General features: G+C 56.7%; 2 protein-coding genes and 1 pseudogene. All 3 read left to right on the top strand.

The features are described from left to right. Positions 1-289: pseudogene (locus B3520_RS16500) on the top strand (cell division protein FtsZ); the annotation flags it as partial. 397 nt (positions 290-686) lie between these two features. Continuing rightward, positions 687-1598: a UDP-3-O-acyl-N-acetylglucosamine deacetylase gene (lpxC, locus tag B3520_RS16495; RefSeq protein WP_123637917.1), complete on the top strand. Its 912-nt coding sequence runs from the start codon at positions 687-689 to the stop codon at positions 1596-1598. Positions 1599-1949: 351 nt separating this feature from the next. Beyond that, positions 1950-2888: a M23 family metallopeptidase gene (locus B3520_RS16490; protein ID WP_286805423.1), complete on the top strand. Its 939-nt coding sequence runs from the start codon at positions 1950-1952 to the stop codon at positions 2886-2888. Positions 2889-2902: the final 14 nt, after the last annotated feature.

Raw genomic sequence — 2902 nt, 5'->3', positions numbered from 1 at the left:
CGGTACCGTGATCGATCCCGAAATGTCCGACGAGCTGCGGGTCACCGTCGTGGCCACGGGCCTGGGCGTCCCCGCAAAGGAAGAAAAGCCCGCCGGTAAAACCAAGGTGGTGGTAGACAATACCCGCCGCAAAAACACCGGTGAAGTGGACTACAGCAGTTACGAGCGCCCCACGGTCATGCGCCAGAACGCTCAGGCCACCGGGCAGGCCACGGCGACCGCACCGGCAACCGAGAAAGAACTGGAGTATCTGGACATTCCGGCTTTCCTGCGCCGTCAGGCGGATTGAGAGGTCTGAATTGCTCTCTGGAATATTGGTCGGAAAGAGTCAATAGTCTGAGGCAATGGAAGGGGTTGTGAACTTTGTATAGAACCTTTGCCCTGGTTGTTGTCATAGTTCACGCCCGTTGCAACCGGCGAGCCGGGTCGAGTTCAGGCCCGCACGCCGGTTGGGCGGAGAACGGTCAGGATCTGAGAGGTTGAAACGTGATCTGTGTCACGGATTGCCGCGCTAGAGGGTCCGCAAACCGTAAAAAGAGGTAAATGTCACCAAAATGGTGCATGTTCAGCGCTATTTCAGTAGTGACTGAAATGAAAAATTGTTACAATTGCGTCCTTTTTACAACTCGGCAGCAGCGCCTCACAAGGGGGCTTATGCCACAGCCAAAGGTGGGCTACTCAGGGTAATGATCAGACAACGCACGCTCAAAAATGCCATCCGGGCCACCGGTGTTGGCTTGCACACCGGTCAGAAAGTATATCTGACCCTTCTGCCGGCACCTGCGGATGCCGGAATCGTGTTCCGCCGGGTCGATCTGGATCCGGTCGTTGAGATCGAAGCCAAAGCCGAAAACGTCGGCGATACCACGCTGTCCACGACCCTGGTCAAGGGCGATGTGCGGGTATCTACCGTTGAGCACCTGCTTTCCGCTATGGCCGGACTCGGCATTGATAATGCCATCGTTGAGGTCAGCGCGCCAGAAGTGCCTATTATGGACGGTAGCGCCGGGCCCTTTGTGTTCCTGATTCAGTCCGCTGGTATTCAGGAGCAGGCGGCGGCCAAGAAGTTTATCCGGATCAAGAAGCCGGTAACGGTTGAAGAAGGCGACAAGGTGGCGAGTTTCCTGCCCTTCGATGGCTTCAAGGTCACCTTTTCCATTGACTTCAACCACCCGGTGTTTGAGGGGCGCAACTTGCAGACGTCCGTGGACTTCTCCAGCACCTCATTTGTGAAGGAAGTCAGCCGCGCTCGAACCTTTGGCTTTATGCACGAGATCGAGTACCTGCGCTCCAAAGGTCTGGCGAAAGGTGGTAGCGTCGACAACGCTATTGTCGTGGACGACTACCGGATTCTGAACGAAGACGGTCTGCGTTACGAGGATGAGTTCGTCAAGCACAAGGTGCTCGACGCCATTGGCGACCTGTACTTGCTGGGTAACAGCCTGATTGGCGAGTTCCGGGCCCACAAGTCAGGTCACGGCCTGAATAACAAGTCCCTGCGTCAGCTCATTGCCCAGCGCGATGCCTGGGAAGTGGTGACATTTGAAGACGAAAGCACCGCGCCGATCTCTTACATGAAGCCGCTGTTGGCGGTGTAAATCGGCGGGAAACGCTCGCGAATCCCGATTCGCCCGAAAGGCCGCGCTGGTGACAGCGCGGCCTTTTCATTCCGGGTACACCAGCTCCAAATAGCCGAAAAGTTGGTAATTCAGGGCTTTATATGCCATATTTGGCGATTGATTCCGGGCTCAGCGCTTCGTCTTGATTCGCTGAGATGCCCCAAATAACATAACACGTTGAAATTCATGGATTTTTCTTTGGTTGACGATGCTGTTTAGTGCCGACAGCTATAAGTGAACCAAAATTAGACGGATTTGATATAGATAATCGGCATAAAATGCCGATTAGTACTGTGCAATCCGGACACAAAAACGGGTAATATCCGCTTCATGAAGATCATTATTGTCAGTAAACAGCACGGCCAGACGCGCAGCATCTCCTTGGGTGGCTGGACGCGTGCACTGCTGTCCATCTGCCTGCTGGGGATGCCGGTCACGGCGGCCGGGGTGTTGGGTGCGCAGTGGCTGAGCTCGCTCAATGGCAATAGTGATGTCTTTACCGCCGAGTCCCGGCGGGCGTGGGAAGCCACCCTGGCCGAGCAGCAGGCGCAAGTGGAAGAAACCCGCGAGCATGCCCGGTCCCAAGTGGCCGCGTTGACACTGAGGGTTGCCGAGCTACAGGCCCGTCTGATGCGTCTGGATGCGTTGGGTGAGCACCTGACCAGCCTCGCCAACCTGGATGAAGGTGAGTTTGACTTCAGTCAGCCGCCCGCCCTGGGTGGCCCGGAAACCGCCACCATCGGTGATCCCTACACCCCCCCCGATTTCATCAGCGTGATCGATCAGCTGTCCAATCAGATCGAGAACCGCGAACAGCAGCTCGCCACCCTGGATGCCCTGCTGGCCAAGCGCAAGTTGCAGGACGACATCTTTATCGCCGGTCGCCCGATCAAGAAAGGCTGGATGTCCTCGCGCTTTGGCCGTCGCACCGACCCATTCACCGGTCAGGTGGCGTGGCACGGTGGCGTGGATTTTGCCGGTAAAGACGGCTCCGAAATCATCTCGGTGGCCGCCGGTGTGGTTACCTGGTCGCAAGATCGCCATGGCTACGGCCAGATGGTGGAAATCAATCATGGCGGCGGTTTTACCACGCGCTATGCGCACAACAAAGAAAACCTGGTCAAAGTCGGTGATGTGGTCAAAAAAGGCCAGGTCATCGCTCTGATGGGCTCCAGCGGCCGCTCTACCGGCCCACACGTGCACTTCGAGGTGTACAAAAACGGTCGTGCGGTGGATCCGGCGACTTATATCCATCGCGCCAGCCGTTAATTTCCCTCCCTCCC

The sequence above is a fragment of the Marinimicrobium sp. UBA4509 genome (genome assembly GCF_002388575.1).
Lineage (GTDB): Bacteria > Pseudomonadota > Gammaproteobacteria > Pseudomonadales > Cellvibrionaceae > Marinimicrobium > Marinimicrobium koreense.
Note: the sequence above shows the minus strand (reverse complement) of the source record. Positions and strands in the feature narration are given on the sequence as shown.